Source organism: Rhodococcus sp. KBS0724 (genome assembly GCF_005938745.2).
Lineage (GTDB): Bacteria > Actinomycetota > Actinomycetes > Mycobacteriales > Mycobacteriaceae > Rhodococcus_F.
The window spans coordinates 6181479-6202603 of record NZ_VCBX02000001.1 but is presented as its reverse complement, the minus strand read 5'-3'; the positions used below and the strand labels follow the sequence as shown (position 1 = coordinate 6202603).

Annotated in this window: 21 protein-coding genes; 18 read left to right on the top strand and 3 right to left on the bottom strand. The window is 62.3% G+C overall.

Annotated elements, in window-relative coordinates; all coding sequences use genetic code 11:
• Nucleotides 1-3: 3 nt before the first annotated feature.
• On the top strand, nucleotides 4-684 hold the full coding sequence (locus tag FFI94_RS28650; RefSeq protein ID WP_138870809.1) for a TetR/AcrR family transcriptional regulator: 681 nt from the start codon (nucleotides 4-6) through the stop codon (nucleotides 682-684).
• A 48-nt stretch (nucleotides 685-732) separates the two neighbouring features.
• On the opposite strand, the gene FFI94_RS28645 is transcribed toward FFI94_RS28650, so the two are convergent.
• A complete protein-coding gene (locus FFI94_RS28645) occupies nucleotides 733-1209 on the bottom strand; it encodes a MaoC family dehydratase (RefSeq protein ID WP_138870808.1) in 477 nt (158 codons plus the stop codon).
• Between the two features lie 145 nt (nucleotides 1210-1354).
• Between FFI94_RS28645 and FFI94_RS28640 the strand changes: the two genes are divergently transcribed.
• Genes FFI94_RS28640 through FFI94_RS28590 form a run of 11 tightly spaced genes read left to right on the top strand, consistent with a single transcriptional unit; the run spans nucleotide 1355 to nucleotide 12153 of the window.
• Nucleotides 1355-2176 (top strand): SDR family oxidoreductase, encoded by an 822-nt coding sequence (locus FFI94_RS28640; protein WP_138870807.1) that lies wholly within the window; start codon nucleotides 1355-1357, stop codon nucleotides 2174-2176.
• Entirely contained in the window at nucleotides 2173-2973 is an 801-nt protein-coding gene (locus tag FFI94_RS28635) for an enoyl-CoA hydratase-related protein (protein WP_138870806.1), read from the top strand. Before FFI94_RS28640 ends, FFI94_RS28635 begins: the two co-directional genes overlap by 4 nt.
• Complete coding sequence (locus FFI94_RS28630; RefSeq protein WP_138870805.1) at nucleotides 2960-4180, top strand: acyl-CoA dehydrogenase family protein; 1221 nt, start codon at nucleotides 2960-2962, stop codon at nucleotides 4178-4180. Before FFI94_RS28635 ends, FFI94_RS28630 begins: the two co-directional genes overlap by 14 nt.
• Nucleotide 4181: 1 nt before the next feature.
• Nucleotides 4182-4964, top strand: a complete 783-nt coding sequence (locus FFI94_RS28625; RefSeq protein ID WP_138870804.1) for an SDR family oxidoreductase — start codon at nucleotides 4182-4184, stop codon at nucleotides 4962-4964.
• Nucleotides 4957-5991 carry a phosphotransferase family protein gene (locus tag FFI94_RS28620; protein ID WP_138870803.1) on the top strand — a complete coding sequence of 345 codons (1035 nt, stop codon included), beginning with the start codon at nucleotides 4957-4959 and terminating at the stop codon, nucleotides 5989-5991. The genes FFI94_RS28625 and FFI94_RS28620 overlap by 8 nt, the downstream gene beginning before the upstream one ends.
• Before the next feature lie 45 nt (nucleotides 5992-6036).
• Nucleotides 6037-6795: a 3-oxoacyl-ACP reductase FabG gene (gene fabG, locus FFI94_RS28615; RefSeq protein WP_138870802.1), complete on the top strand. Its 759-nt coding sequence runs from the start codon at nucleotides 6037-6039 to the stop codon at nucleotides 6793-6795.
• 34 nt (nucleotides 6796-6829) lie between these two features.
• On the top strand, nucleotides 6830-8023 hold the full coding sequence (locus FFI94_RS28610; RefSeq protein WP_138870801.1) for an acyl-CoA dehydrogenase family protein: 1194 nt from the start codon (nucleotides 6830-6832) through the stop codon (nucleotides 8021-8023).
• The gene (locus FFI94_RS28605; RefSeq protein WP_138870800.1) at nucleotides 8020-9117 is read left to right on the top strand and encodes an acyl-CoA dehydrogenase family protein; all 1098 of its coding nucleotides are present in this window, start codon (nucleotides 8020-8022) and stop codon (nucleotides 9115-9117) included. The genes FFI94_RS28610 and FFI94_RS28605 overlap by 4 nt, the downstream gene beginning before the upstream one ends.
• A gap of 33 nt (nucleotides 9118-9150) precedes the next feature.
• Nucleotides 9151-10134, top strand: coding sequence for an NADPH:quinone oxidoreductase family protein (locus FFI94_RS28600; protein WP_138870799.1), 984 nt, complete (start codon nucleotides 9151-9153; stop codon nucleotides 10132-10134).
• 37 nt (nucleotides 10135-10171) lie between these two features.
• The gene (locus tag FFI94_RS28595; RefSeq protein ID WP_138870798.1) at nucleotides 10172-11371 is read left to right on the top strand and encodes an acetyl-CoA C-acyltransferase; all 1200 of its coding nucleotides are present in this window, start codon (nucleotides 10172-10174) and stop codon (nucleotides 11369-11371) included.
• Nucleotides 11368-12153: a RhlG family 3-oxoacyl-ACP reductase gene (locus tag FFI94_RS28590; RefSeq protein ID WP_138870797.1), complete on the top strand. Its 786-nt coding sequence runs from the start codon at nucleotides 11368-11370 to the stop codon at nucleotides 12151-12153. Before FFI94_RS28595 ends, FFI94_RS28590 begins: the two co-directional genes overlap by 4 nt.
• A 69-nt stretch (nucleotides 12154-12222) precedes the next feature.
• Here the strand turns inward: FFI94_RS28590 and FFI94_RS28585 are convergent, their stop codons facing one another.
• Nucleotides 12223-14256: a YhgE/Pip domain-containing protein gene (locus FFI94_RS28585; RefSeq protein ID WP_260684403.1), complete on the bottom strand. Its 2034-nt coding sequence runs from the start codon at nucleotides 14254-14256 to the stop codon at nucleotides 12223-12225.
• Nucleotides 14257-14431: 175 nt separating this feature from the next.
• On the opposite strand from FFI94_RS28585, the gene FFI94_RS28580 reads away from it, so the two are divergent.
• The 6 genes from FFI94_RS28580 to FFI94_RS28555 all read left to right on the top strand — a co-directional run bounded on the left by FFI94_RS28580 (nucleotide 14432) and on the right by FFI94_RS28555 (nucleotide 20524).
• Nucleotides 14432-15136, top strand: coding sequence for a type 1 glutamine amidotransferase (locus FFI94_RS28580; RefSeq protein WP_260684402.1), 705 nt, complete (start codon nucleotides 14432-14434; stop codon nucleotides 15134-15136).
• Between the two features lie 67 nt (nucleotides 15137-15203).
• Nucleotides 15204-16178 carry a TIGR00341 family protein gene (locus FFI94_RS28575; protein ID WP_138870795.1) on the top strand — a complete coding sequence of 325 codons (975 nt, stop codon included), beginning with the start codon at nucleotides 15204-15206 and terminating at the stop codon, nucleotides 16176-16178.
• 54 nt (nucleotides 16179-16232) lie between these two features.
• Nucleotides 16233-17390 carry a DUF4185 domain-containing protein gene (locus FFI94_RS28570; RefSeq protein ID WP_138870794.1) on the top strand — a complete coding sequence of 386 codons (1158 nt, stop codon included), beginning with the start codon at nucleotides 16233-16235 and terminating at the stop codon, nucleotides 17388-17390.
• Nucleotides 17391-17418: 28 nt separating this feature from the next.
• A complete protein-coding gene (locus tag FFI94_RS28565; protein WP_138870793.1) occupies nucleotides 17419-18684 on the top strand; it encodes a LuxR C-terminal-related transcriptional regulator in 1266 nt (421 codons plus the stop codon).
• Nucleotides 18685-18812: 128 nt separating this feature from the next.
• Entirely contained in the window at nucleotides 18813-19901 is a 1089-nt protein-coding gene (locus FFI94_RS28560; RefSeq protein WP_138870792.1) for an S-(hydroxymethyl)mycothiol dehydrogenase, read from the top strand.
• A complete protein-coding gene (locus tag FFI94_RS28555; RefSeq protein ID WP_138870791.1) occupies nucleotides 19898-20524 on the top strand; it encodes an MBL fold metallo-hydrolase in 627 nt (208 codons plus the stop codon). Before FFI94_RS28560 ends, FFI94_RS28555 begins: the two co-directional genes overlap by 4 nt.
• A 94-nt stretch (nucleotides 20525-20618) precedes the next feature.
• On the opposite strand, the gene FFI94_RS28550 is transcribed toward FFI94_RS28555, so the two are convergent.
• Nucleotides 20619-21110, bottom strand: a complete 492-nt coding sequence (locus tag FFI94_RS28550; RefSeq protein ID WP_138870790.1) for an Lrp/AsnC family transcriptional regulator — start codon at nucleotides 21108-21110, stop codon at nucleotides 20619-20621.
• Between the last annotated feature and the right edge of the window lie 15 nt (nucleotides 21111-21125).

Here is a 21125-nt window from a genome sequence, read left to right as displayed (position 1 = left end):
AGCGTGTTGGATGACGATTCGCATCTATCCGAACTGCCTCTTGCCCCGCCGGCGGGGCATCGTGATCCGCCGAGTACCGAGCGAGGTGCACGCACTCGCGCGGCGTTGATTGCCTCTGCGCGTGTGGTTTTCGAACGTGTCGGCTATCTCGATGCTCGATTGGTCGATATCGCGAGGGAAGCGGGGTGTGCCACCGGGTCCTTTTACACGTATTTTGCCAACAAGGAAGAAGTTTTTGCGGCGGTCCTCGAGGTCGCTCGTGAAGAGATGATGCATCCGGGCATGGGTAGGGTTGCCGGTACCGACGATCCGTACGCCGTTCTGGAGGCGAGTAATCGGGCGTATCTTGCTGCATATCAACGGAATGCGCAGTTGATGGGATTGATGGAGCAAGTTGCAAGTATCGACCCGGAGTTCCGTAGGATTCGCAATGAGCGAGCCGATGCCTTTATCCTGCGCAACGCCCGCGGTATCGCCGAACTTCAGGAGCGTGGCGTAGCCGATCCGGGCTTGAACCCGCTGCTCACGTCAATGGCATTGTCCGGCATGGTGAGTCGATTTGCCTACAGTGTATTCACCTTGGGTGAGGGGCGATTGGACGGAAGGCGGGTCGAATTCGACGAGATCGTCGACACCGTTACAGACCTGTGGGCTAATGCGCTGAAGTTCCCCGAACGGAGCTGACGAAGCGCGCCCTGGCCGAGAGTGCTCGGGGCGCGCTTCGAAATCGTCTCAGCTCTTCTCGACGACGCGAGCTACCGCTTCCGCGACGGCCACGGGCTTGTCGGACCCTTCGCGCTCGACGACCTGCCGCGTCTTGACCTGGATGCCGCCAGGCAACTGTTCGGCGGATACCACTGTCGATCGCATGCGCAGGCGTGAACCCACGGGAACCGGTGCCGGGAATCGAACCTTGTCGTATCCGTAGTTGAGGCTGTGTGCGAAGCCGTCGAAAGCGATGAGTTGGTAGGAGAACTGTGGGCCAAGGGACAGGCTGAAGAGTCCGTGCGCGATGGTGCTGCCGAACGGGCTCGACGCCGCGCGTTCCGGGTCGACGTGAATCCACTGGTGGTCGTTGGTGACCGCGGCAAAAGCGTCGATGCGTTCCTGGGTGATCTCGTACCACTCGGTGGGGCCCAGTTCTCGGCCGATCAACTTCTCGAGCTCGGCGAAGGTGGATGGGCGGACGGGCAATTGATCTTCAGTCATCGTGATCCTTTACTCGCAGTTCAGGAGGTTGGAAGAATAGATTCCACCGGCGACGGTTGAAGTTGACGCCGGATTCAACTATACATGACAAGAGACGTGGATCACGGTAGTTGCTTTCGGTGAATGCAAACGAGAGGAATCGCGAATGAAGGTCGCCCAGAAGGTTGCAATTGTCACCGGAGGTGGCGGCGGCATCGGGGGAGCGCTCGCCAAAAAGCTGGCGGCGGAAGGTGCCCGCGTAGTCGTGGCAGATCTCAATGCCGATGCAGCTGCCGCTGTGGCCGATGCGGTCAACACTGCGCATCCAGGATCGGCAGTATCCGCCGGCGGCGACGTGTCCGATGCCGGTGTGATCGAGGGATTGATCGCACAGGCCGAGGATGCCTTCGGCCCCGTTGATCTCTACTTCGCGAATGCCGGTATCACCGGCGGCCTCGGTCTCGACGTCGACGAGGACGGCTGGGACGTAGCCTTCGACATCAACGTGCGAGCTCATATTCGCGCCGCTCGCTTGTTGGTTCCAGGATGGGTCGAGCGCGGCGAAGGGTACTTCGTCAGCACCGCTTCGGCTGCCGGCCTGCTCACGCAGGTCGGTTCGGCGGTGTATTCGGTCACCAAGCACGCGGCAGTGGGATTTGCCGAGTGGCTGTCGATGACATACGGCGACAAGGGCGTCCGAGTCAGCTGCCTGTGTCCGATGGGTGTCAACACCAAACTCCTCTACGAGGGGAAAGAAACCGGCGATCCCCTGGGAGTCGCCGCGACGGGCGCAGTCCTTGCGGCCGGCGAGGTGATCGAACCCGATCAGTGTGCCGAAATCGTTCTGGCTGCAATGGACGCCGAGCATTTCCTCATCCTCCCGCACCCGAAAGTGCTGGACATGTACCGGCAAAAGGGCGCTGACTACGATCGCTGGCTCAGCGGAATGCGCCGTTACCAGGCATCGTTGCTCGCCGGAACGCGATGAATTCGGAACTTGTACTTTCGGAACGGCGGGGGGCCGTCCTACTGTTGACGTTCAACCGCCCGGATGTCCTGAACGCCTGGACAAACGAACTCGAGGACGCGTACTTCGATCTGCTAACTGCCGCGGACAGTGATCCAGACATCCGGGCGATCGTGATCACGGGTGCGGGGCGTGGATTTTGCTCGGGCGCAGATCTGAGCAATCTGAAAAACGTCGGCGAGGTTTCCGACGAGGACCTGGTGAGGCCTCGGCCACGCGAGTTTCCCAAGTCAATGCGCAAGCCGTTGATCGGGGCGATCAACGGAGTGGCAGCCGGACTCGGTTTCGTGGAAGCGCTGTACTGCGACGTTCGATTCGGCTCTTCCGCAACACGATTCACCACCGCATTTGCCAAGCGTGGGTTGATCGCCGAGTACGGCATCTCATGGATGTTGCCAAGGCTCGTCGGCCGGAGTCGGGCCACCGATTTGCTGCTGTCCAGTCGAATGGTCGGAGCCGACGAGGCGTACCGCATCGGACTGATCGACCACTTGGTCGACGGTGATGTGGTCGAAGCGGCGGTTGCCTACGCCGCAGAACTGGCGGCCACGTGCTCGCCCACTTCGTTGTCCGTCATGAAATCCCAGCTGAGCGCCGATGAGACCGGCACGTTCGACGAATCTGCGCAGCGCGCGGAAACGCTCATGGTCAACGCATTTCGCGGACCGGATGTCGTCGAAGGTGTTGCGAGTCATCTAGAGCGTCGGCCACCCAATTTTCCTTCCCTCTCTCTCAGGAGTTCACATGTCAGTCTTTGAGTTCTCGGATCGCACCAAGAAATACCAGGCCGAACTGCTCGACTTCATGGACACGCACGTCTATCCGGCCGAAGCGGTTTACGAAGCGCAGATGCGTGAGTCCGGCAACCCCCACTTTCAGCCGCCGATCATCGAAGACCTGAAGACGGAAGCCAAGGCACGGGGATTGTGGAATCTCTTTCACCCCCACCCCGAATGGGGCCCCGGCCTGACCAACCTGGAATACGCACCCCTTGCCGAGATCATGGGCCGCAGCCACCTGGCCTCCGAAGCCACCAACTGCGCCGCTCCGGATACGGGAAACATGGAGGTGCTCACGCTCTTCGGTACCGACGAGCACAAGGAGAAGTACCTCAAGCCACTGCTCAACGGTGAAATCCGGTCCGCCTTTGCCATGACGGAACCCGAGGTTGCCAGCTCCGACGCCACGAACATTCAGCTCCGTATGGACCGCGACGGCGACGAGTACGTACTCAACGGACGTAAGTGGTTCGCTTCCAACGCTTTGCACCAGAACTGCAAAGTTCTGATCGTCATGGGTAAGACCGACTTCAACGCCGCGACGCACCGTCAGCAGTCCATGATGGTGGTGCCGATCGACGCTCCCGGCGTCACGATCGTGCGTAACCTGCCCGTCTTCGGTTACCAGGACCGCGAAGGACACGGCGAGATCACCTTCGAGGACGTGCGCGTCCCGGCCAAGGACATTCTTGCCGGCGAGGGTGAAGGATTCGCGATCAGCCAGGCGCGCCTGGGCCCCGGCCGTATCCACCACTGCATGCGTGCAATCGGAATGGCCGAGCGCGCACTGGAACTGATGTGTAAGCGCGCATCCACTCGCATCACCTTCGGAAAGCCTGTCAGTGACAACGCCAACATCCAGGATTGGATCGCCGAGGCGCGCATCGACATCGAGATGGTTCGTCTCCTCACGCTCAAGGCTGCACACATGATGGACACGGTGGGCAACAAGGAAGCGCGCACCGAGATCGCGGCTATCAAGGTTGCGGCGCCCAACATCGCGCTCAAGATCATCGACCGCGCGATCCAGGTTCACGGCGGCGGTGGCGTCACGGACGACTTCCCGCTCGCGATGGCATACGCGCACATGCGCACTCTTCGCCTGGCCGACGGTCCGGACGAGGTGCACAAGCGCGCCATCGCCAAGCAGGAGCTGCGCAAGTACCGCGAAGTCAAGGCGAACTGACATGGCAGGACTGGATCTCACCGGTAAGACGGCGATCATCACCGGCGCATCGCGGGGCATCGGGCTAGCGACCGCGCAGGCGATTGCGGCGGCGGGCGGAAACGTCGTACTGACTTCGCGCTCACAGGAATCCGCAGATGCGGCTGCCGCGCAGGTGACCGGCAACGCCATCGGCGTCGGCGCACACGCGACGGACGAGGATGCCGCCCGCAAGTGCGTCGAGCAGACGATCGAGCGTTTCGGCAGTCTCGACATCCTGGTGAACAACGCGGGCACCAACCCGTCGTTCGGGCCGATCATCAACCAGGATCACTCGCGCTTCGCCAAGACCTTCGACGTCAACGTGTGGGCTCCAGTCCTGTGGACCGGCCTGGCAGCGAGAGCCTGGATGAGTGAGCACGGTGGATCCGTGGTCAACACCGCCTCGATCGGCGGTATGGCATTCGAGGCAGGTATCGGAACGTACAACGCGTCGAAGGCTGCGCTGATCCACCTCACCAAGCAGTTGGCACTCGAGTTGTCGCCGAAGATTCGCGTCAACGCCGTCGCACCGGGAGTGGTGAGGACCAAACTCGCCGAAGCGCTGTGGAAGGAACACGAAGAAGCGGTGTCCGCGTCGACCGCTCTCGGACGCATCGGTGAACCCGAGGACGTCGCTGCGGCCATTGCTTTCCTGGTTTCCGATGCTGCTCAGTGGATCACCGGTGAAATCATGACAATCGACGGAGGCCAGCTGCTCGGCGACGTCACGCCGTTCCGGCAAGGAGCGTCCTTCGGTGGCTAGCGTCGACGTCGTGGGACTCGATACCGAAGCGGTCACCGGGTGGATCGCAGGCCTGGGGATCGACTTCACTGGGCCGCTGTCCTTCGATCGAATCGGTCTGGGGCAGTCCAATCTCACGTACTTGGTGCGTGATCAGGCCGGCCAACGCTGGGTGCTCCGACGCCCACCGCTTGGTCACCTGCTGGCCTCGGCTCACGACGTGGCGCGCGAAGCTCGAATCCTCAGTGCTCTCGAATCCACCGATGTACCGTCGCCGCGCGTATTCGGGTTGACCGAGGACCCGGCCGTCACCGAAGTCCCGCTGCTCCTGATGGAATTCGTAGACGGCGAAGTGGTCGACCGGATGCCTCTCGCGGAAGCGCTGTCCGAAGATCGTCGTCGGGCAATCGGAATCTCGCTGGCTCAGACGTTGGCGAAGATACACGCCGTGGATCTGAAGAAGGCCGGCCTCGACGACCTGGCAAGCCACAAGCCCTACGCCGCACGGCAGCTGAAGCGTTGGGGAGGTCAGTGGGAACAGTCGAAGACACGGGAATGTCCTGATCTGGACGATCTCACCCGGCGCCTCATTGCAGCTCAGCCGGCTCATACCGAAACCACGTTGGTGCACGGCGACTTTCACCTGCGCAACGTGATCACCTCCGCTCAGAACGGCGAAGTTGTCGCGGCGCTCGACTGGGAACTCTGCACACTCGGTGATCCGTTGGCGGATGTCGGAAGCCTGTTGGCGTACTGGCCGGCGGCGGGGGAGAACACAGGCGGCGACTTCCCGGCGTCGGCACTCCCCGGATTCCCTTCGCGAGAGGAGATCTCCCGGATCTATCTCGAGGCCACCGGACGGGATCCGGCTGCGCTGAAGTTCTGGCACACCTTGGGACTGTGGAAGATTGCCGTGATCGCCGAAGGCGTGATGCGTCGTGCCCGCGACGAACCGCAGAATGCCGCCGAGAGCGGAACTCCCACCGTGGAACGCATCGACGCGTTGGTTGCCAAAGCCAGGGAAATTGCAGATCAGGCCGGGATCTGACGAGATCGTCCGGTGTCCGTCGAATCACGAAATTATGGAGGGCCAGTGAGCCAGGAACGTAGAACCGCAATTGTCACGGGTGCAGCACGCGGAATCGGTGCGGCAGTGGCGAAGCGACTGTCGGAAGACGGTTTTGCCGTCGCCGTGCTCGACCTCGACGAAGCGGCGTGCGCGGGCACCGTCGACGCGATCAAGGCTGCAGGCGGACAGGGCTTGGCCGTCGGCGCTGACGTCTCCGACGAGACGTCGGTGGCTGCAGCGGTGGATCGTATTGCCGCAGAACTGGGTGCACCCACCGTACTGATCAACAATGCCGGCATCACTCGCGACAACCTTCTGTTCAAGATGAGCGTTGCCGAGTGGGATTCGGTGATGAACGTCCACCTGCGCGGAGCGTTCCTCATGTCGCGCGCGGTGCAGAAGTACATGGTGGAAGCGAAGTTCGGCCGCATCGTGAACCTCTCCAGCACGTCGGCTCTCGGTAATCGTGGACAGGTCAACTACTCCGCTGCGAAGGCTGGAATGCAGGGATTCACCAAGACATTGGCCTTCGAACTGGGCAAGTTCGGCGTCACCGCCAACGCCATTGCCCCCGGATTCATCGAAACCGAGATGACCGCCGCAACGGCCGAGCGTATGGGAGTCGGCTTCGAGGACTTCAAGACTGCTGCCGCTTCGCAGATTCCGGTCAACCGCGTCGGACAGCCCGAGGACATCGCGCACACCGCGTCGTTTTTCGTCAGTGAAGGCGCTGGCTTTGTTTCCGGTCAGGTCGTCTACGTCGCCGGTGGACCCAAGGACTGACTGTCCGCTCACCGCTCGAACCGAAGGAATGGTCATGGCTTTCGATGAAGAGGCAGTATCGCGTGACCTCGCCGACAAGGTGAACACGCTTCTCGCGGAGAACGATCCGAGCAGTGTGTCTGTATCGGATTTCCTCGGCGCACGATTCGACGCCGGATTGGCGTGGGTTCATTTCCCCGAAGGTCATGGGGGACTCGGTGTACCGCAGAGCTTTCAGCGTCAGGTGAACGCTCAGCTGGAGGCCGCTGGTGCACCCGGCCCGGCCACCGGCAAGAACGGGATCGGACTGGGCATGGCGGCACCGACCATCGCTGCCTTCGGTACCGAGGAACAGAAGCAGAAGTTCCTGCGCCCGTTGTGGACTGCGGAGACGGTCTACTGCCAGCTGTTCAGTGAACCGGGCGCAGGTTCGGACCTCGCGGCCGTCGCCACCCGCGCCGTCCGCGACGGCGACGACTGGATAGTCAACGGGCAGAAGGTATGGACGTCGGGCGCGCAAAACGCGCAGCTGGCGATTCTGGTGGCCAGGACTGATCCGTCGCGCTCCAAGCATGCGGGTCTGAGCTACTTCATCTGCGACATGACCGACCCGGGCGTCGACGTCCGTCCGCTGCGCCAGATCACCGGCGAGGCCGAATTCAACGAGGTATTCCTCACGGACGTCAGGATTCCGGACGCCAATCGCCTCGGAGCCGAAGGTCAGGGATGGAAGGTTGCGACCACCACCCTGAACAACGAGCGTGTTGCCATCGGTTCGGGCGCACCGCGTGAGGGCGGCATGATCGGAAAGGTTGCGCAGGCCTGGCGCGACGAGCCCGAGCTGCGAAACCCGGCGATGCACGACGAGTTGATGCGGCTCTGGACCGAATCGGAGGTCGCGCGCCTGACCGGTGAGCGACTTCGCCAGCAGCTCGCTGCCGGACAGCCCGGCCCCGAAGGCTCGGGAATGAAGCTCGCGTTTGCCGGTTTGGCCCAGCAGATTTCGGGTTTCGACCTCGAGTTGCACGGCGAAGCCGGTCTGCGTTACGACGACTGGACGCTGCGTCGACCGGATTCCGTCGACTTCACCGGCCGTGAACCCGGATACCGGTACCTACGAGCCAAGGGCAATTCGATCGAGGGCGGAACGTCGGAGATCCTGCGCAACGTCATCGCAGAACGCGTACTCGGGTTGCCGCCCGAGCATCGCGTCGACAAGGACATCGCCTGGAAGGACCTACCCCGATGAGCGCCGATCTGCTGTACTCCGAGACCGAACAAGATCTGCGTGCCAGCGTCAGACGACTGCTGAGTGAGCGGGCGGGCGCCGAGACCGTGGTCACGGCCTACGACGACGTGTCCGCCGACTTCACCGGACTGTGGAAGTCACTGGCGTCGGAACTCGGTTTGGCGGGACTGCTGGTACCCGAGGAGTTGGGCGGGGCAGGTGCGTCCACGCGTGAGGCGGCAGTCGTGATGGAGGAGATCGGACGTGCGGTCGCCCCCGTTCCGTTCTTCACCAGCGCTGTGCTGGCGACGACGGCGTTGTTGAAAGCCGGCGAGACCGAGGTGCTCGGTCAATTGGCCGCGGGGGATTCGACAGCTGCCCTGGTCGTCCCGTTGTCCACTGCACCAGGAACTTTCACCCCCACTGTCAAGGCAACGGCTGGCGGACTCGTCGGCAGCGTCACGACGGTTGCCGGCGTCGCCGAGTCCGATGTTCTGGTTGTTCCGGTTGCCGGTGACAGCGGTGTGGAACTGCACACCGTTCGGATCGCCGACGCCACCGTCACGCCGGTTCTGTCCCTGGACATGACGCGCCGCTTGGCGGACGTCGAGTTCTCGGGGGCGCCGTCGGTGCGGGCCGACAACGGCAATGCGGCTCAGGCGATTGAGGAATCGTTGCTCTGCGGAAGCGCACTTCTGGCGTCCGAGCAGTTTGCCGTGGCGCAGTGGTGCCTCGAGACCACTCTCGCGTATGTGAAGGAGCGCAAGCAGTTCGGCCGCGCGATCGGTTCGTACCAGGCGATCAAGCATCGGTTGGCAGACCTGTGGCTCGAAGTCAGCTCTGCGGGTGCTGCCGCGCGTTATGCGGCGGACACCTATGCACGCGGCGACGCCGATGCGGCCATCGCAGCGACGGTGGCCCAGGCATACTGCAGCGGCGTCGCGGTTCATGCTGCCGAGGAATGCGTCCAACTCCACGGTGGTATCGGAATGACGTGGGAGTATCCGGCACATCTGTATCTCAAGCGAGCCAAGAGTGACCAACTGGCACTGGGAACCGCATATCAGCACCGGGCACGGCTTGGCGAGCTTGTCGACCTCCCGATCTCGTCCTGAACCATCCTCACTACCGAAACTGGAGAAAATACTGTGAAGGCTTGGCGCGTCAATCAACTCGGTGAACCTCGGGATGTCCTGTCATTGGAGGAGGCGTCGGAGCCTACCGCGGGGGCGGCGGAAATGCTGGTGAAGGTGCTCGCTGCCCCGGCGAACTTCCCCGACGTACTCATGTGCCGCGGTGAGTACCAGATCAAGCCGCCGCTGCCCTTCACTCCGGGTGTGGAATTGTGTGGTGAGGTTGTGTCCGTGGGTGATTCGGTGACCAAGTTTGCAGTGGGGGACCGGGTGATCGGGAACCCGAGTCTGCCGGCCGGTGGCTTTGCAGAATTCTCGGTGTTGGATCAGAACAACACGTTCCCGGCGCCGTCGGCTCTCGACGACGCCGAAGCCTCGGCATTGAGTATCGGCTATCAGACGGCGTGGTTCGCTCTGCATCGCCGCACCCAACTGATCGCGGGCGAAACCCTGTTGGTTCACGCCGCTGCGGGTGGCGTGGGTAGTGCCGCAGTGCAACTCGGCAAGGCGGCAGGCGCCAAGGTGATCGGAGTTGTCGGTGGGCCCGACAAGGCCGAGTACGCGCGCAAGCTCGGGGCCGACCTCGTGGTCGACCGTCACAGCGAGGACTTCGTAGCAGCGGTCAAGGAGTTCACCGGCGGCAAGGGCGCCGACGTGGTCTTCGATCCGGTCGGCGGCGACGCCTACTCGAAGTCCACCAAATGCATTGCCTTCGAAGGACGGATCGTCATCATCGGCTTCGCGGGTGGCACGATTCCGCAGCCGGCTCTCAATCATGCTCTCATCAAGAACTATTCGATTATCGGTCTGCACTGGGGGCTGTACAAGGCTTACAACCAGCAGGCCATCGACGACTGCCACGTCGAGCTCACCAGGCTCGCCGATGCCGGCTTGGTCAAACCACTGATCAGTGAGCGGTTGTCGTTGACGGACGTTGCCGACGGTATCGGTCGCCTCGGCGACGGCACCACTGTCGGTCGCGTCGTCTTTGTTCCCTAATTCCCTCCTGCTGCGCACAGCACTAGAAAGGTTCCCTATGAGACAAGCTGTCATCGTGTCCACCGCCCGCACCCCGATCGGTAAGGCGTACCGCGGCGCGTTCAATAACACGCAAGCGCAAGAGCTTGCTGCACATGCCATCTCGAATGCGGTTGTGCGCGCGGGCCTCGAAGGTGGCGAAGTTGAGGACGTCATCCTCGGCGCAGCGTTGCAGCAGGGATCGACGGGTGGCAATGTCGCGCGCCAGGCAGTGTTGCGGGCCGGGCTTCCGGATTCGGTTTCCGGCATGACGATCGACCGTCAGTGCTCGTCCGGGCTCATGGCCATCGCCACCGCAGCCAAGCAGATCGTGGACGACGGAATGCAGATCGCGGTCGGCGGCGGCGTCGAGTCGATCTCGTTGGTCCAGAACGATCACATGAACAACTTCCGCGCGGCCGATCCGTGGCTGAAGGAAAACAAGCCGTCGATCTACATGCCGATGCTGCACACTGCCGAGATCGTCGCCGAACGCTACGGCGTCACCCGTGAGCAGCAGGACGAGTTCGCGCTGGTATCTCAGCAGCGGACCGCTGCGGCACAGGCCGCAGGTCGGTTCGACCTCGAGATCGTCCCGCTGCCCTCGATCAAGCAGGTGCAGAACAAGGAAACCGGTGAGATCGGCACCGAGTCGGTCACGCTGACTCGCGACGAAGGCAACCGCGCGTCCACCACGTTGGAGGGCCTCGCGAGCCTGCGCCCGGTGCTGGCCGACGGGACTGTCAGTGCTCATTCCTCCATCACTGCGGGCAACTCGTCTCAGCTATCAGACGGCGCGTCCGCATCGGTGTTGATGGAGGCCGGTGAGGCAGAACGTCGTGGTTTGGCTCCTCTCGGCATCTACCGCGGCATGGCTGTCGCGGGTTGCGCTCCGGACGAGATGGGAATTGGCCCGGTATTCGCGATTCCGCGTCTGCTCGACCTGCACGGGCTGAAGGTCGACGACATCGATCTCTGGGAACTGAACGAGGCGTTTGCTTCTCAAGCTCTGTACTGCCGCGACAAGCTCGGTATCGATCCCGAGAAGTACAACGTCGACGGCGGCGGAATCTCCGTCGGACACCCGTACGGAATGACGGGTGCTCGGTTGGTCGGTCATGCTCTCTTGGAAGGGAAGCGTCGCGGCGCCAAGCTCGTTGTTGTGACTATGTGCATCGGCGGCGGCATGGGTGCTGCCGGACTGTTCGAGGTCGCATGAGCTTGCTCGAGGGACTGTTCGACGTCAGCGGCAAAACTGTCGTCGTGACGGGTGGTTCGCGCGGTATCGGCTACATGATCGCTCGCGGATTTGTCGAAGGCGGTGCGACGGTAGTCATCTCGTCCCGAAAAGCGGAAGCGTGTGACGAGGCAGCGCGGGAGCTTTCGGAGTTCGGCACCTGCATCTCGCACCCGGCTGATCTGTCCACGGAGGAGGGAATCGAAAGCCTCGCTGCGAAGGTCGCCGAGATTTCTCCGACACTCGACGTGCTGGTGAACAATGCCGGCGCAACGTGGGGCGCTCCCGTCGACGACTTCCCCGGTGCGGGCTTCGACAAGATCTTCGATATCAACGTCAAGGCAATCTTCCTCTTGACTCAGAAGCTGCTGCCGCAGTTGCGTTCTGCGGCAACGGCGGAAGATCCTGCTCGCGTGATCAACATCGGATCGATCGACGGACTTGTTGTGTCAGGCTCGGAGAACTTCTCGTACGGGGCGAGCAAGGCTGCGGTACATATGCTGACCCGCAAGTTGGCGGCGACGCTTGCTGGGGAGCAGATCACGGTCAACGCCATTGCGCCGGGACCATTCCCGTCGAAGATGATGGCCTTTCTGCTCGAGAACGAGGAAAGCGCCAAGGCTGTGGCGGATTCGGTCCCGCTGGGCCGAATCGGAACGCCACAGGATGCGGCCGGCCTGGCGATCTTCTTGTCCTCGCGGGCCGGCGCCTACCTGACGGGGACGGTAATCCCCCTCGACGGTGGAACGAGCGGAGCACGCTGATCGGTTGACGATGCCGAGTTGGCCTGAAGGTCTGAAACATTGAGACTTTCAGGCCAACGTCGGGTTGGCTCACATTTGCGCAGGCTGGAGAACCTCGATCTCCTCGGTGATCGGCGCGTCGTCGTCGTCAGATAGCGGCTCTTGTCGACGACGCCACCAGATCGTGAACACGACGGCTCCGATCACCAGAGCAGCCAACGCGGCTACCGCCAGCCAGAACCTCGGCCCGTAATAGCCGACCAAAACCATGCGCATCGCGTTGCGCGCCCAGGTCAGTGGCATCAGGGCGTGCAACCACTGGAGTGGGGCCGGCATCTGTTCGATGGGATAGACCGCGCCGAATGCAAAGATCTGAATCATCAAGGCGCTCAGTGCGATGAACGTTCCATTGACGGCGCCGAATACGACAGTGAACAGGCGTCCGCAAGCCACCGCTGCCGCGCCGACAAGGATCATCACGGCCACCATCGCGAGGACGCTGGGTGGGTCGACATCCGCGACAGTCAGAGCGACCACGGACAGTATCAATGCTGCTGCAAGGGTAACGAGTGCCGGAATGCGATAGCGTCGCAGACCTTCGCGCACAATGCTCGTGTGTGAGTTGAGAGACCGCCCGCGTCGTGGGCGGACGACGAACCAGGTGAGAATTCCGCAGAGAAACAGCGCCACGGACATTACCGCCGGCACTGCACCAGGTCCGAATCCGGCTGCTGGGTAGTTGTTTCGAGCGTCAACTGCGACGGGTGCAGATAGCAAGTTGGCGGTGGTGGCGCGCTCGTCGTCGGTGAACTGCGGTACCTGAGCGGCGCCGTCAGCGAGTCCTTGGGCAAGTTCACCTGAGCCCGCATTCAGTTCACCCATACCGACATTCAGCTCGCCGAGGCCGTCGCGGAGTTCGACGCTGCCTGCTGCCAGTTGTCCGAGGCCGGACGACAGTTCGTTGGCACCCGAATCAAGTTGGTGTGCACCGTCGGACAGTTGCCCGAGTCCCGTGCTCAACTGGCTGACACCGGCTGCGGCGGCGTTCAATCCGCCGCGGTAGTCACTTCCCGGATCGGTGAGTTGGCGGGTGATTTCTCGGGCGCCGTCCCGTAGCTGGCTGAGTTGTCCCATCACGTCGTCATCTGCAGGTTGTGCAGTGAGTGAGGTCCGCAAGGTGGAGAGTGCCTCGACAAGTCCTGCGGACACCGGGTCACCCGCGAGCCGAAGCGAATTGGTCAGAGCGTCGATCTGACCAACCACAGCACCCGACGAGTCGGCAATATCGAGGATCGGGGTAGTCACCATGTCGACGACTTCACTGATCTGGCGTGCCCCAGCACCGAGCTCGTCTGCGCCGCCCACCAGCTGCTGCATTCCGGCATTGAGCTCTTGTGATCCGGCTGCTGCCTCGTCGGTACCCGCAGCGAGTTCGCCCGCTCCTGCCGCGAGTTCCTTTCCGCCCTGATTTGCCTCGCCGAGACCGGCCGCAAGTTCCTGACTGCCGGTATAGAGCTGGTTGGTGCCGGCAAGTGCGGCCGCGGATCCGTCGGAAAGTTGTTGTGCGCCAGTGGCTGCTTCTCCGAAGCCGGTGCCCAGTTCGCCGAGTCCCACCAGGACCTGATCGATGGACTGCTCTCCGATGGATTCGGAGACGGCCGACCGCACCTGCGCGATGATGCTCTCTCCCACAGGCCCCGCGACAAGGCTGTTGTAGTCGTTGTAGACGACCTGCAATTGGGCTTTCCGTCCTGAACCGGTTGCTGCGCTTGCCACATCGGCGCTGAACGACTCGGGTATCACGACGGAGAAGTAGTACGTGCCGTCGTCGACGCCCGACTGTGCTTCCTGCGCCGTGACAACCTTCCAGGCGACATCGCCGCTGTCGACCAGGGCGGCCACTACGTCGTCGCCCGCAACAAGGCGGGTTCCGTCGAGATCGGTGCCCTTGTCGGCGTTGACGATGGCCACGGGCAGGCGGTTCACGGTGTCGCCCGGGTCCCACAATGCCCACATGTAGAAGGCTGCAATCGAAAGTGGCGCGATCACCAACACTGCAAGGATCGTGCGGATAACGTGTGCACGCCGGGGCGACGAAGTGTCGCGAGTCGATGTGGGCACCATGAACAGCTCGTTTCTCGTGAACCGGAGCGGACGGCGGGACACTCCGAATGCGCTGGACATACGTCCAGCTCGGTCACACTACAAAGCAATCGGACTCGGCGTGAGGGTTTCCGCATAATTGGTGCGCAGCCGACAAAATGGGCGCTGGAGCTGAACCGGGAGAATAATCAGCGACATGCGATTCCTGGAACTTCGACACGCGCAATGCGAACCCCCGGCCGCGTACTCTCCAGTCCTGGCCACATACGGAGATGTGCAGACCGTCCTCTTGGGGACCGACCCGATTCCCGCGCACGTCGAGTTCGACGCGGTGATCGTGATGGGTGGCCCGATGGGCGTCGGCGATCAAGACGACATCGAGTGGTTGGTTTCCGAGATCGCTTATCTGCGTGCGCTCGTCGACGCAGATGTTCCGATCTGGGGAGTGTGCCTGGGTTCGCAATTGTTGGCGGCAGCACTAGGGGCTCGCGTGTACACAGGGTCAGTTCCCGAAGTGGGTGTCGAGGACGTCACCTTGACCGAGGCAGGCGCACTGGATCCGATCTGGGGGAACTTGCCCTCCACCTTCCCTGCCATGCAATGGCATTCGGACACTTTCGAGATTCCGGATGGTGCCGTGCACCTTGCGGGTTCCGCCAAGTATCCGAATCAGCTGTTTCGGTACAAGCAGAGCTACGGCGTGCAGTTCCACCTTGAAGCGTCGTGTGAGGTGGCACAGGATTGGATGGAATTGGACGAGTACCGCGAGTCGCTGCTGACATCGCTGGGCGCCGACGGGCCACGGATCTTCATGCAGCAATTGGCTGCAGCGGAAACCGAAGGACTCGAGTTCGCTGCAATGGTCATGGACAGGTGGCTGAAGTCGATTTCGCCCAGGTAAGCCCGAAGTAGGCGCTCAGGGCTTACGGTGTGGAGAACGCCCGGGTTCGTGTCCGAAAGGATCGGCTATGCGCTCATTTCTGATTCCGGATAGTCAGCGGCGTAGCCTCGAGGAACTTGACGATCGGCTGGATCTCTCCACCGGTGACAAGGCGGCAAAACGATCCGCGTTCTGGATAATGCTTGTTCTCTCCGGGATGATTGCGGGCGCCGGAGTAGTCGGTGATTCGACGGCCACCGTGATCGGGGCGATGATCGTCGCGCCGTTGTCCACGCCGATTCTGGGTATCGGACTCGGCATTGTCACCGGTCGGGGCGCACTCATTGCCCGCAGTATTTTGTACGTCGCGGGTGGACTCGTTCTCGTTGTTCTTCTCGGCTTTCTGTTTTCCCTTGTTCTCCTCAACCCGACGAGTGTGCTGTCCAACTCTCAAGTGACGGGGCGAACCACCCCCACGTTGACGGATCTCGCCGCTGCGATAGCCACGGGTTTTGCCGGATCCATCGCGATTACCCGACGCGATGTCGGGGATGTGCTTCCTGGCGTCGCGATCGCGATTTCACTGGTTCCGCCTCTTGCCGTTGTCGGTGTCTGTCTCGGATCGGGTGCACCGTCGCTCGCGTTGGGTGCGCTGATCCTGTTTGCGTCGAATGTCATTGCCATGGTGATCACGTCGACGGTGGTGCTGGTGATCGCCGGCTATGCGCGCGAATCAGGAGCGGTTGCCGCGGGCCATCGACGTGTCTACCTGGTGTTGGCGTCGGCCCTGGTTATTGTTGCCATCCCGATGGTGGTGAATTCTCTGGCCTCGTTGTGGGCGAGCCAGATCCACGACGCCGCCGAACAGTGGCTTGCTGGAGTTCCTGGCGTGCAGGTCGGGTCCGTCACGTGGCAGGCACATACTGCGGTGATCGAAGTACTGGGACCGCAGGATCTGCCGCCTGTCGACGACCTCGAACGTGCGGTCGACGCGTTGGTGCCCTGGGATCCGCACATCGTGGTCCTTCACGCCGTCGGCGCTCGGGTAGAGGCTGCGGAATAGGAGCGAAGTTACGTTCACCTCCGTTCGGGGCATCCTCCCGGCGAAAGGGGAGCGATGAAACAGTCATGGAGATTTCCGGTAGTCGCATTGGCCTGCGCCTTTGTGCCCACTGCCGTTGTCACATCAACAGCTCACGCGTCACCGTGGGGCTGCAACCTCACGGCCATCTTCGACCAATCCGGCGGACCGACCAACCCGATTCCGTGGATCAACGGAACCGACGGAAACCTCCCCGAACTGCAAGGCCGCACGTCTGCGGTCGAATACATCACCGGAGCGCTCAGCCCCAATCAGACGGTCGAACGGTTCAACGTGCTCGGCACGGATCTCGGAATCATGTGGGACAACGGCGCCGGCCAGGTTCTGACGGTCTTCGGCGATACTGTCGGATTGAGTTCGAACCCGGCCTGCGGAGTGGTAGGTGATTGGCGCAGCAACGTGCTGTTCCGCAGTGCCGACGGCAATCTGAGTGACGGCATGAGTATCGACTCGTCACCCGTAGATCGGCCCAATCGCTCCCGCGAAATCATCGACAGCCTCAAAGTCACCGGAGTCGAAACCAGCAGCATCCCGACGTCGGGTATCGAGGTGGGCGGCGTGCAGTACGTCAACTACATGTCGGTGCGGTCGTGGGGAGGATCAGGAGAATGGGTGACAAATTTCTCGCAAATCGCATCCTCGCGGGACAACGGCGAAACGTGGCAGGTGGAACCGGCGTCGGCGCGCCCGAACCTGCCGTTGACCGGTAACGCCAACTTCCAGATGGGGTCCTTCGTCAAGGACGGTGGATATGTCTACAACTTCGGGACACCGTCCGGCAGGTTTGGCGAAGCGCGACTCTCGCGAGTGAAGGAAGCGTCGATCGTCGATGTTGCGGCGTACGAATATTGGGACGGAAAGGCTTGGGTGCCAAACAATCCCGATGTGGCGACGCCGGTACTCGACGGTGACGTCAGTGAACTGTCGGTGCAGTACAACAACTACCTCGGAAAGTTCGTTGCGATGTACTCGAACGAATGGGGTGCTCTGGTGCTGCGCACGGCCGACCAACTGACCGGCCCGTGGAGCGCCCCCGACGTCGTGATCGAACCGGGCGCCGTCCCCGGCCTCTACGGCGCGTACATGCATCCGTGGTCACAGGGGCAGGACTTGTACTTCCTTGCCACGACGTGGTCGGACTACAACGTGATGTTGATGAAGACGACGCTGTAGGAGACAAGCGAGTGGTTATCGTTGAACGGTGAGCACCGCCGAACAACTCCCCACTCTCATCTCCGAACTACGCGACGTGTTGGTGGGTCCGCTGCCCGAGATCGGTCGCCGATTCTCGGTATTGCTTGCAGATCTGGTGCCGCACACCGCGCTCGTGATCTTCACTCGAGAATGCACCGGCCGGCCACGCAAGGTGGCTGGAGATCCGGCGATCGTCGATCGAGTCACCATTGCCGAACTCGATCGTATCCGTACCGATCTTGCTGTGGGACAGATCTTTCGGGGACAATTGACGGTTGCCGGCCGGGAACGAGAAGTGGTTGCTGTTCTCGACCGGACGGATACGGTACTGGTACTGATGCCGCGCTCGACGACGATTCGGGCTACGGCGCTCGAATTGACGGCAGCACTGTTCGGTGTGGTCGCGACCGGCATTCAACTGCAGGTCCGCAACGCCAGTCCGGCCTATTTGGCGGAGTCACGGGCCGCGTCGTCGGAACGTGCACGCACGGTTGCCGAGATGACCGAGGTTCACGCGGCGACGCTGGAGACCATCCTGGCCACGTTGCGTTCGGATGATCTCGACGACACTCGGGCGCGAACGTCAGCCAGGGAAACAACGTCGTCGGCGCTGATCGGGTTGCGCTCGGCCGTCGATGTCCACCGGGAACTGGCGGAAGAGGCAATCACCACGGCTTTTGCGCGGATGCGCGGAGAGTTGCGATCGCTGCTCAAGCATCGCAACGTCGAGCTGGAACTGGTGGAACCGCCGGTCGAGGGCCGAGGGCTTCCCGGTGAAGTCGCGCACGGCGCGCGGGCGGTGGTGCGAGGTGCCGTGCTCGCGCTGGCGGATCAACACACGTTGTCGCGGATTCGGGTGGCGTGGAGCCTGGACGGTTCCGCTCTGCTGATCGACATCCGCGACGACGGGCGGGGCGAAGCCGACGTTGCCGACTTGGAGCGCCAATTACGTTCGCGGGTAGAGACGTTGGGCGGAACCATCGAGTCGGAATCGACGACGGGTTGGGGCAGCCGGATCAGTGCCACCATTCCGCTCGACGCGGCCTCGGCGACGCCCGCCGATCACACGCTGTCCGATCTGGCTCCTCGAGAGATCGAGGTGCTCGAACATCTTGTCGCGGGTCGCCGGAACAAGGCGATCTCCGAGCGTCTCGGTGTCAGCGAGAGCACCGTGAAGTTTCACGTCGCGGGAGTTCTCAAGAAACTGGGCGTCGACAGTCGCGGTGCCGCCGCAGCGGCAGGCACGGAAGCCGGTGTCAAGCCGGCTCCCTAGCTCTTCGGATAGGTCGGTCAGTTATTTCGGCCAGGGTTCTGGTTCGTCCATTCGGGTTAACCTCGTAGTGCGTTCATATATTGCTATGTGACGACATGTCCGAAAACGCACAAGCCAGGAGCAAAGCCATGCCACAGCAGGTACGCGGCGTCATCGCCCGATCCAAGGGTGCCCCCGTCGAAATCGTCCCCGTCACGATTCCCGATCCCGGTGCCAACGAGGTGGTTGTTGCCATCGCAGCGTGCGGCGTGTGCCACACCGACCTCACCTACCGCGACGGCGGCATCAACGACGAATACCCGTTCCTCCTCGGACACGAGGCGTCGGGCATCGTCGAGAGCGTCGGCCCCGGTGTCACTCATGTCGAGGTGGGCGACGTCGTCGTCCTCAACTGGCGTGCTGTGTGTGGGCAGTGTCGTGCCTGTAAGCGCGGACGCCCGCAGTACTGCTTCGACACGTTCAACGCCGAGCAGAAGATGACGCTCGAAGACGGCACCGAGCTGACACCGGCGCTCGGTATCGGCGCGTTTGCCGACAAGACTCTTGTCCACGAAGGCCAGTGCACCAAGGTCGACGCGTCGGCCGACCCGGCTGTTGTCGGTCTGCTCGGCTGCGGCGTCATGGCCGGTATGGGTGCCGCCATGAACACGGGCAACGTCGGCCGCGGCGACTCGGTCGCTGTCATCGGCTGCGGCGGTGTCGGCGACGCCGCCATCATGGGTTCACGTCTGGCCGGCGCCAACACCATCATCGCAATCGATCGCGATCCGCGAAAGCTGGAGTGGGCCACAGAACTTGGCGCTACCCACACGATCAATGCCACCGAGGTCGACGACGTTGTCGAGGCTGTTCAGGAACTGACCGGTGGTTTCGGCGCAGACGTCGTCGTTGACGCTGTCGGACGCCCGGAGACGTGGAAGCAGGCCTTCTATGCGCGTGACCTCGCGGGAACCGTAGTGCTGGTGGGTGTTCCGACGCCGGACATGAAACTGGAGATGCCGCTGGTCGACTTCTTCTCGCGTGGCGGTTCGCTCAAGTCGTCGTGGTACGGAGATTGCCTGCCCGAGCGCGACTTCCCGGTTTTGGTCGATCTGTACCAGCAGGGTCGTCTGCCGCTCGAGAAGTTCGTCAGCGAGCGCATCAAGCTCGACGAGGTCGAGAAGGCCTTCGAGACGATGCACCGCGGCGAGGTCCTGCGTTCGGTGGTGGTCCTGTGACGTTGCGAGTCGATCGCGTCGTCACGTCGGGATCGTTCAGTCTCGACGGTGGCACCTGGGACGTGGACAACAACATCTGGTTGATCGGTGACGACAACGAGGTGGTTGTCGTGGACGCCGCGCACACCGCACAACCCATCATCGACGCCGTTGCCGGTCGCAAGGTTGTCGGAATCGTCTGCACTCACGGGCACAACGATCACGTCACCGTTGCACCGGAACTGTCCGAGAAGCTCGACGCTCCGATCTACCTGAATCCGGCGGACGACGTCCTCTGGGAGATGACGCATCCAGGCGTCAAGCACCTGAGTTTGGAAGACGGACAGCGAATCTCGGTGGCGGGCACCGACATTCTGGCCATGCACACGCCGGGGCACTCGCCGGGATCGACCTGCCTCTATCTTCCCGAGGCGGGGGAACTGTTCAGTGGTGACACCCTGTTCTCCGGTGGACCGGGAGCAACGGGGCGCTCGTACTCCGATTTTCCGACCATCATCGGATCGATCCGCGACAAGTTGTTTGCCCTACCCGCCGAGACCAAGGTCCACACCGGTCACGGCGACGGCACCACCATCGGCACCGAAGCGCCGCATCTCGAGGAATGGATCCGCGCGGGATCCTGACCGCCCACCCGAAAACGGTAGGTGCAAACACGTTTTGTGTTTGCACCTACCGTTTTTCAATTCTCAGGCCGGTGTTCGGGCCCGAGGGATCCACTCAGTGCGCGTGTGGGAGCTCGCTGAAGATCAAGTTCGTCTGAGTGTTCGCGATAGCGGGATCGTTGAGATGAGTGCTGACAAAATCCCTGAGTAGTGCGGGCGTTTCGCACGAAATGTGTACAAGTAGATCCCGGTCCCCGCTCATGAGAAATACGCGCTGAACCGAGTCGAGTGCGGCGATCCGTTCGGCAATTTCGGTCATCCGATTCCGGGCGCGCGAATGTATCAAGATGGACACCATCGCCGAGATCTCGAGTCCGAGCTTCTCGAGGTCGATATCTGCGTGAAACCCCTTGATGACGCCCGATTCGCGTAGAGCGCGCATCCGTGCGAGAGCAGTCGACGGGGCGACGCCTACCTTCTCGGCAAGTGAGTTGTTCGGTATCCGGGCGTTGTGAACCAGCTCGCGAAGAATCGCCATGTCGACGTCGTCAAGCCGAATATGATTCGGCCGAGCCGCGGCGGACGCCCGTTCGATCGCATTAATCATCTGATTTCTCCCTGT

What these genes read in the sequence shown, in the direction of transcription:
- FFI94_RS28645 (WP_138870808.1), bottom strand. Translation starts at nt 1,209, where the DNA reads ATGACTGAAGATCAATTGCCCGTCCGCCCATCCACCTTCGCCGAGCTC.
- FFI94_RS28640 (WP_138870807.1), top strand. Translation starts at nt 1,355, where the DNA reads ATGAAGGTCGCCCAGAAGGTTGCAATTGTCACCGGAGGTGGCGGCGGC.
- FFI94_RS28635 (WP_138870806.1), top strand. Translation starts at nt 2,173, where the DNA reads ATGAATTCGGAACTTGTACTTTCGGAACGGCGGGGGGCCGTCCTACTG.
- FFI94_RS28630 (WP_138870805.1), top strand. Translation starts at nt 2,960, where the DNA reads ATGTCAGTCTTTGAGTTCTCGGATCGCACCAAGAAATACCAGGCCGAA.
- FFI94_RS28625 (WP_138870804.1), top strand. Translation starts at nt 4,182, where the DNA reads ATGGCAGGACTGGATCTCACCGGTAAGACGGCGATCATCACCGGCGCA.
- FFI94_RS28610 (WP_138870801.1), top strand. Translation starts at nt 6,830, where the DNA reads ATGGCTTTCGATGAAGAGGCAGTATCGCGTGACCTCGCCGACAAGGTG.
- FFI94_RS28605 (WP_138870800.1), top strand. Translation starts at nt 8,020, where the DNA reads ATGAGCGCCGATCTGCTGTACTCCGAGACCGAACAAGATCTGCGTGCC.
- FFI94_RS28595 (WP_138870798.1), top strand. Translation starts at nt 10,172, where the DNA reads ATGAGACAAGCTGTCATCGTGTCCACCGCCCGCACCCCGATCGGTAAG.
- FFI94_RS28590 (WP_138870797.1), top strand. Translation starts at nt 11,368, where the DNA reads ATGAGCTTGCTCGAGGGACTGTTCGACGTCAGCGGCAAAACTGTCGTC.
- FFI94_RS28585 (WP_260684403.1), bottom strand. Translation starts at nt 14,256, where the DNA reads ATGGTGCCCACATCGACTCGCGACACTTCGTCGCCCCGGCGTGCACAC.
- FFI94_RS28580 (WP_260684402.1), top strand. Translation starts at nt 14,432, where the DNA reads ATGCGATTCCTGGAACTTCGACACGCGCAATGCGAACCCCCGGCCGCG.
- FFI94_RS28575 (WP_138870795.1), top strand. Translation starts at nt 15,204, where the DNA reads ATGCGCTCATTTCTGATTCCGGATAGTCAGCGGCGTAGCCTCGAGGAA.
- FFI94_RS28570 (WP_138870794.1), top strand. Translation starts at nt 16,233, where the DNA reads ATGAAACAGTCATGGAGATTTCCGGTAGTCGCATTGGCCTGCGCCTTT.
- FFI94_RS28560 (WP_138870792.1), top strand. Translation starts at nt 18,813, where the DNA reads ATGCCACAGCAGGTACGCGGCGTCATCGCCCGATCCAAGGGTGCCCCC.
- FFI94_RS28550 (WP_138870790.1), bottom strand. Translation starts at nt 21,110, where the DNA reads ATGATTAATGCGATCGAACGGGCGTCCGCCGCGGCTCGGCCGAATCAT.